The sequence below is a fragment of the Cytophaga sp. FL35 genome (genome assembly GCF_014349235.1).
In the GTDB taxonomy this organism is placed as follows: Bacteria; Bacteroidota; Bacteroidia; order Flavobacteriales; family Flavobacteriaceae; genus Euzebyella.
The window spans coordinates 269175-276041 of record NZ_JACSOH010000005.1; the positions used below are offsets into that span (position 1 = coordinate 269175).

Annotated in this window: 7 protein-coding genes; 3 read left to right on the forward strand and 4 right to left on the reverse strand. The window is 38.9% G+C overall.

Annotated elements, in window-relative coordinates:
• Positions 1–47: 47 nt before the first annotated feature.
• Positions 48–878 carry an SAM hydrolase/SAM-dependent halogenase family protein gene (locus BIZ36_RS06105; RefSeq protein WP_187456981.1) on the reverse strand — a complete coding sequence of 277 codons (831 nt, stop codon included), beginning with the start codon at positions 876–878 and terminating at the stop codon, positions 48–50.
• Positions 879–1006: 128 nt separating this feature from the next.
• Here BIZ36_RS06105 and BIZ36_RS06110 point away from each other — a divergent pair, with 128 nt between their 5' ends.
• Both BIZ36_RS06110 and BIZ36_RS06115 read left to right on the forward strand, forming a co-directional pair.
• Entirely contained in the window at positions 1007–1960 is a 954-nt protein-coding gene (locus BIZ36_RS06110; RefSeq protein WP_187456982.1) for a PhoH family protein, read from the forward strand.
• A 35-nt stretch (positions 1961–1995) separates the two neighbouring features.
• A complete protein-coding gene (locus BIZ36_RS06115) occupies positions 1996–2946 on the forward strand; it encodes a phosphoribosylaminoimidazolesuccinocarboxamide synthase (RefSeq protein WP_187456983.1) in 951 nt (316 codons plus the stop codon).
• 8 nt (positions 2947–2954) lie between these two features.
• Here BIZ36_RS06115 and BIZ36_RS06120 read toward each other — a convergent pair whose 3' ends face one another.
• The 3 genes from BIZ36_RS06120 to BIZ36_RS06130 form a co-directional block, all read right to left on the reverse strand.
• Positions 2955–3617 carry a 3'-5' exonuclease gene (locus BIZ36_RS06120; protein ID WP_187456984.1) on the reverse strand — a complete coding sequence of 221 codons (663 nt, stop codon included), beginning with the start codon at positions 3615–3617 and terminating at the stop codon, positions 2955–2957.
• Positions 3614–5533 carry a DUF294 nucleotidyltransferase-like domain-containing protein gene (locus tag BIZ36_RS06125; protein WP_187456985.1) on the reverse strand — a complete coding sequence of 640 codons (1920 nt, stop codon included), beginning with the start codon at positions 5531–5533 and terminating at the stop codon, positions 3614–3616. The genes BIZ36_RS06120 and BIZ36_RS06125 overlap by 4 nt, the downstream gene beginning before the upstream one ends.
• Positions 5534–5655: 122 nt before the next feature.
• Positions 5656–6315: a DsbA family oxidoreductase gene (locus tag BIZ36_RS06130; protein WP_187456986.1), complete on the reverse strand. Its 660-nt coding sequence runs from the start codon at positions 6313–6315 to the stop codon at positions 5656–5658.
• Positions 6316–6593: 278 nt separating this feature from the next.
• Here BIZ36_RS06130 and BIZ36_RS21100 point away from each other — a divergent pair, with 278 nt between their 5' ends.
• Entirely contained in the window at positions 6594–6728 is a 135-nt protein-coding gene (locus BIZ36_RS21100) for a hypothetical protein (RefSeq protein ID WP_286174619.1), read from the forward strand.
• Positions 6729–6867: the final 139 nt, after the last annotated feature.

The window sequence follows — 6867 nt, forward strand, 5'->3', positions numbered from 1 at the left end:
TCAAATTTAATAACATTTTGTAACCTATTACATCCTATATTGAAAGATTAAGTAAAACTGACCGTAATCGTATCTCTATAATCCAGACCTAGAAGGGTAGAGGCACCCCCAACCGTTTTAAGGTCGCTTTTATAGATGGCAAGTTCTATATAGTTGGCAGAGTTAAAAAGGGCCAACAAATCTCCGGCACCCTTTCGCTGTCCCTTATCCAAATCAAAATTGATTATGTCACTATATTTATTATGAATGTGATGTACCTTGGTACTACGGGCGCTAAGCTCAAAGCTTCGTCCCTTTCTGTAGGCCTCAAAGAAGTTTTTATGAATGTTGGTAACAACGTTCCCGTAATTGTCAATGTAAATCACATTGCCTATGATTCTATTTCCACTATCGACAACAGTAGGCGTAAAATCACGTAATTCCTTGAGCTCGCTAAAAGGCCGACCTACTACTTCAAGCGTACCGCCGCGTGCAATATGGCAAGCAACTTGCACAAAAACATCCATTACAGGAAAGGACCCATGGGTAGGGTTGGGAATATTTAAATGGACTACTTTTTCAGGGTTTTTGGCAGAGGTTATCAACCCTATTACCCCATTATTGGCCGTAATAAAATAGTGTCCGTCTACCAAAACTGCAATATGCTGGTTTTCCGGGGTAGGTTCAGAATCCACGCCAACAATATGTATGGTGCCTTCCGGAAAGCTTTTATAGGAGTTCTCAAGGATATAGGCGCATTCCTGAATATTGAACGGACTTACATCATGGGAAATATCAACAATTCTTACATCTGCCAATTCTCTGTAAATAGTGCCTTTAAGGGCACCTACAAAATGGTCTTTAACTCCAAAATCCGTGGTAAGGGTTATGATTGCCATGCAGCAATGTTGATATGTTTTTAGTTAGACAAACTGAATTTTCGTTAAGTTTGTTAAACAAAATTATGACAAAAAAACAGCCAAGCGAAATAATTATAGCAGGGCTTTAATTTTAACACTATTTCTTTTTGAACGAACTCATAATAGAACTTACCGATATTAGCCCAAGGGAGTTTTTTGGGCAGGGGAACCAGAATATTGATTTACTCAAAAAGTACTTTCCCAAATTAAAGATTGTTGCTAGGGGCAATAAAATAAAGGTTTACGGAGACGAAGAAATGCTGGAGGAGTTTGATACCCGAATGGATATGCTCACCGCCCATTTTGCAAAATACAATAAGTTGGATGAGAATGTCATTGAACGTGTGCTCACCAGTGAAACTTCTTCTGATTACGAATCACCGGAAGGCAGTGGGGAAATTTTGGTACATGGGGTTAGTGGCCGGTTGATTAAAGCGCAGACCGTGAACCAACGTAAATTGGTAGATGCGGCCAAAAAGAACGATATGGTCTTTGCCATTGGTCCTGCTGGAACGGGTAAGACGTATACCGGGGTGGCTTTGGCCGTTAAAGCATTAAAGGAAAAACAGGTAAAAAGAATCATACTTACAAGGCCTGCGGTTGAGGCAGGGGAAAACCTTGGATTTTTGCCAGGTGATTTAAAAGAAAAACTAGACCCTTATATGCAACCTCTTTATGATGGTCTTAGGGATATGATTCCTGCTGAGAAACTGGCACATTTGATCGAGAACGGTACCATCCAGATAGCGCCCTTGGCTTTTATGCGTGGACGTACGTTGGACAATGCCTTTGTTATTTTGGACGAAGCCCAGAACACTACCCATGCCCAAATGAAAATGTTCCTAACTAGAATGGGAAAAAATGCCAAATTTTTGGTCACAGGCGATCCTGGACAAATCGATTTGCCCAGAAGGGTGATTTCAGGATTAAAGGAAGCCCTATTGATCCTTAAGAATACAGAGGGTATTGGCATTGTTTATCTAGATGATAAGGATGTTATACGCCATAAACTTGTTAAGAAAGTTGTGGATGCGTATAAAACAATAGAGCATCAGAATTAAAGATTAATCAAAATACATAGCGATACGCAGGTCTAATGAGCAATACTATCATTGATACCAATTATAATTTTCCCGGCCAGAAAAGTGTTTATAAAGGCAAGGTGAGGGAGGTTTACACTCTTGAGAACGATATTTTGTTAATGATAGCAACAGACCGTCTTTCGGCTTTTGATGTGGTCATGCCCAAGGGTATTCCCTATAAAGGCCAAATTCTAAACCAGATTGCTACCCAAATGATGGCGGCCACGCAAGATATTGTGCCCAATTGGTTGATTGCTACTCCAGACCCCAATGTGGCCATAGGACATGCATGTGAACCTTTTAAGGTAGAAATGGTGATTCGCGGGTATATGTCCGGACATGCTGCCAGGGAATACAGGGCTGGTAAACGTTTGTTATGCGGTGTACCTATGCCGGAGGGAATGAAGGAAAACGATGCTTTTCCGGAACCCATCATTACTCCTGCCACCAAGGCGGAGAAAGGGGACCATGATGAGGATATTTCCAAGGAGGAAATACTAAAAAGAGGAATAGTCTCCACAGAAGATTATGAAGTTCTTGAAAAATATACCCGTAGTCTATTTCAAAGGGGAACTGAAATAGCCGCGGAGAGAGGGCTCATTTTGGTAGACACCAAGTATGAATTTGGTAAAACCAAAGATGGAAAGATTGTCTTGATTGATGAAATTCACACCCCGGATTCTTCCCGATATTTTTATGCGGATGGCTATAAAGAGAGACAGCAAAAAGGGGAACCTCAAAAACAACTTTCCAAGGAATTTGTTCGCCAATGGCTGATACAAAACGGATTTCAAGGATTAGAAGGACAGACCGTTCCGGAAATGACGGATTCCTATATTGAAACCGTTAGTGATAGGTATATTGAACTTTTTGAGAATATTACCGGAACAACATTTGAAAAAGCCGACATTTCCAATATTCAAGAGCGAATTGAAAAGAATGTCTTGGCCTATTTAAAAAATTAGTTTGCCAATTATCGTAGAAGTTTTTTCACCGAAAAATTGCGTTGTGCCTTTAGCTTCACCAATATTTTAAGGAAAGCAATGGCAGTTATATAGGCATCCCCCAAAGCCGTGTGCCGATCTTTGGTAGAAATATCAAATTTATCCGCCAGATAATCCAAAGTATAGGCTTCCTGAGTTCTGGAAAGGGGCGTGGCGATCAAGGATTTTTTAAATAGCACAGAGGTATCCAAGACCTTGTTTTTGAGTTTGGGCATTCCGTGACGTTTGAGGGCATGGTTGATCATATTTATGTCAAACCTAGCATGATGGGCCACCAAAACGGCATTGCCAATGAATTCCAAGAATAACATAAGGGCTTCCAATTCTGTTATTCGGTCCTGCTTGCCATCTTTTAAAATTCCATGTATTTCAACATTCTTTGCGTGGTAAAAATGCTGGTCCAAAAAAACTTCAAAGCTTTCGTTTACAATAATGGTGCTATTTTTTAGACTTAACGCTCCAATGGACAATACCCTGTCATTTTCATAATCGAAGCCCGTGGTTTCCGTATCCAAAACCACAAATCTTATGGAGTTTAAATCCTGCGATAGCTTGTCATTAAATTGCCTAGCATAGGATTCCCAGAAATCGGGATAATTTATTTTTCTCTTCTTTTTAAACCAGTTGATCATCCTACCAAATTAGCTACTTTAAACCTTAATTTTATAAGCTCTTGTAGTTCTTTTATGGTTTTAAAAGTACGTTTGAGTTTAACCTTCTCCTCTTTGCTCAAGGTTTCTAGCTCGATAAACCTACCGGAATCATTATGTAAAAGGCCTTGTTTGGTCCTAAATTTCAAAAGGGCCTTGGTAGCGTAGGAGCAGGCCAAAAACAATTCGGCATTGTTGGGTTCTAGTTCCGCCAATTTTTCAAATCGTTCTGCCGTATTATTTATGGACTTTACTTGACTTGATAAGACCAACACCCTTGCGCCATCTACCAAAGGCATAAGAGCCCTTCGCTTTAAATCAAAAAAATCTTTGTGCGCTCCATTTTCTTCAACTAAAAAAGAACGGAAAAATCCGCTGGGAGAGGGGTTTTGTAAAGCCCCACTGGCCAAATGGACAAAGAATATAGGATACTTCTGCGTTATTGAGAATATATGTTCCGTTAATTCATCTACCAATTCCCTATTGCCATAGGAAATATTAAAATCAAAAAAGATGGAAGATAAAAGAACTTCATCTTTACCAGGGTTGGTAATCCAATGTAAGGTCCTTTCCTTCCATTGCGATAGGCTCATGCACCAATCTGGATTGGAAGCCATCATATCTGCTGGACAATATTCATAGCCAATGGACTGTAAACCTTGGGTAACTTTTTTTGCTAAGTTTAGAAAGTAACTCTGAGTGGCCTCTAACTCTTCTTGAGAAACATCTTCAAAAACCAAAGCATTATCCTGATCGGTATGTAATAATTGTTCACTTCTACCTTGGCTTCCCATGGCTAGCCATGAAAAGGATACTGGAGGCGGAGCGTCCATTTTCTCCAAAGAAATGGCTATAACCTGTTTAATGCAGGCATCGTTTAGTTCGGAAATGATTTTAGAGGTAAGTGTCAGCGGTATATTCTGTCTAAGGTAACCTTGTAATAAGCTCATAATACCCCTCCTAATTGTTTTTATTTTCTTGAACTTATTGGAGCGCTTTATTGCCTTCATAAGAACGGCCGGATTATTGCCCAGCTCCAGCATAATGTCATGTTTGGAGATTATGCCCACGGCCTCAGTGTTCGGGGTTCCGTCTTCGGTGATACAAAGATGGCTGATTCCACTTTTCATCATGGCCATTTGTGCTTGGGCCAAAGTCATTTTTTTGGGATATGTAATGACTGGAGAGCTCATAATATCTTTGGCCTTCGCCGAAATTGGAAATTCTCCAGTCGCAATTTTGTTTCTTAAATCCTTATCCGTAATGATTCCAATAGGAAGCTTGTCCTTCAAAATTAGCATAGCTCCTATTTTTTTTTGCGTCATAAGGGTTGCTACCTTTTTAATAGTGGTTCCTGAGGTTGAGCTTATGAGTTTCTTGGAATAGTTTATAGTTTGTAGGTCTAAATAATCATTGTTTTGGGGAATTGGCCCTTCCTGCCCTTCTTGAAATAACTTACCCTTTTTGCCAATGGAGTATGGGTTTCTTGTGTTTGAAGCAAAACTTTCCATTAAGAAATTGGCCACTCCCTCATGATTCTTTGTAAAGGGTCTAAATTCTGCTATGGGAATGGCATATATTATCGATTCCTCATAAGCCTTGGCCTCCATCTTATAATTTTCGTTTGCCATAAGGGGGCGTAGGCCAAATATGTCACCTTCATCACATAGATCTACAAAATCACCATTCGCTGTTTTACTTAGCGAAACAGCACCTTTGTGTACTACGTAAAAGTAATCGTGGGCTTTTTCGTTTTCGGTGAATATAAGTTCATCCTTCAACTTGTATATAATTTGAACCTCCTGCGCCAGAATCTGTAATTCTTTGATCTTAATCTCATTAAATGGTGGGTAGTTTTGTAGAAAATCTGCAACCCTTGCCGAAATGGTGTTCTTCATTACAAGTATTTAAAATCAAATTTAATGATTGTTAAAATATAGGAAACAAAAAAGACCGCCGTGAAGGCGGTCTATCTTGTAAATTAGGACTGTGATGAATGTAGTGTACTATTATAGGTCTATCACACGCCTTGAGAATCTTGCATCATTTCTGTCAAGACTTTTTTGAATATGTGTACAGGTTGGGCGCCGGTAACAGCACTTTTTTTGTCAAAAACTATAGTGGGTACGGAATTGACCCCAAGGTTTTGCCAGTAGGCTATCTTGCTTTTAACTTCGTAGCGCTTTTCGTCTTCATCCAACAACTGAAGTCCTTTTTCTGCGTCAAGGCCCACTTCTTGTAGCGCTTTTAAAAGAACGTCCCGCTTTGATACATCTTTTCTTTCGCTAAAATAAGCCGTAGTTAATCGCATTTTTAGTTCCGTTTGCTTGTCAAAATCTTTGGCATATTCTAAAAGCACATGGGCATCAAGGGTGTTCACAATGCGCATATCATCAAAATAATCAAAGGTAAAACCAAGTTCTTCCCCGGCTTCCGCCATGTGGGCTTGTGATTCTTTTTGTTGTTCAGGGGTTGCACCATATTTCTCCGCTAAGTGTTCTTGAATATTTTGGCCTTCTGAAGGCATATGTGGATTTAACTCAAACGGATGCCATTCAATTTCCACGTCATTAGTTAGACCCATCTCTTCAATGGCTTTGTTGAGACGCTTATAGCCAATGGTACACCATGGGCAAACCACATCTGAAACAATATCTATTTTTAGTTTATCTTTTGTCATTATATCTGTAAGTTTTATTTCTCGGTAGATTGGTCGTCAAAGTATCTATAAACCTACAAATGTCTAGGGAAAATATTAAATGAGCTTGAGGTAAGACTAGAAGGTCTTCTAGTGAGGATAAGTGATTGTTGCACGAAAGAACTATCAATTAGAGATTGAAAATAGTTGGCTAACCTGCAACTATAACGTTTTCGTATACATTAATTTTCAATTGACAACAAATTAAACTCCATGTTCCTATTTTCTAGGAAATTTGAAGTATAACCAAAAATCAAAAGATGAAAAACTCCCCCGACCAAATGACCTATTCTTTCTTGGAAGCATTATCTGAACTGGGAAGTGTATTAGTACCAGAAAAAATATATACTTCTGAAAACTTAAAAAAAGAAGCTTTTATGAAGGACGAAAAATGACGTAGTACAAAGTAAATTTCACTGTTATTATTATTTAAGCTATCATAGTATTTTTTGAAATAATAAGCTAAACCGATTCAATTCGAATTTTGAGTCGGTTTTTCTTTTATTGATATTCTTAAAAGGCACATTATAGGCT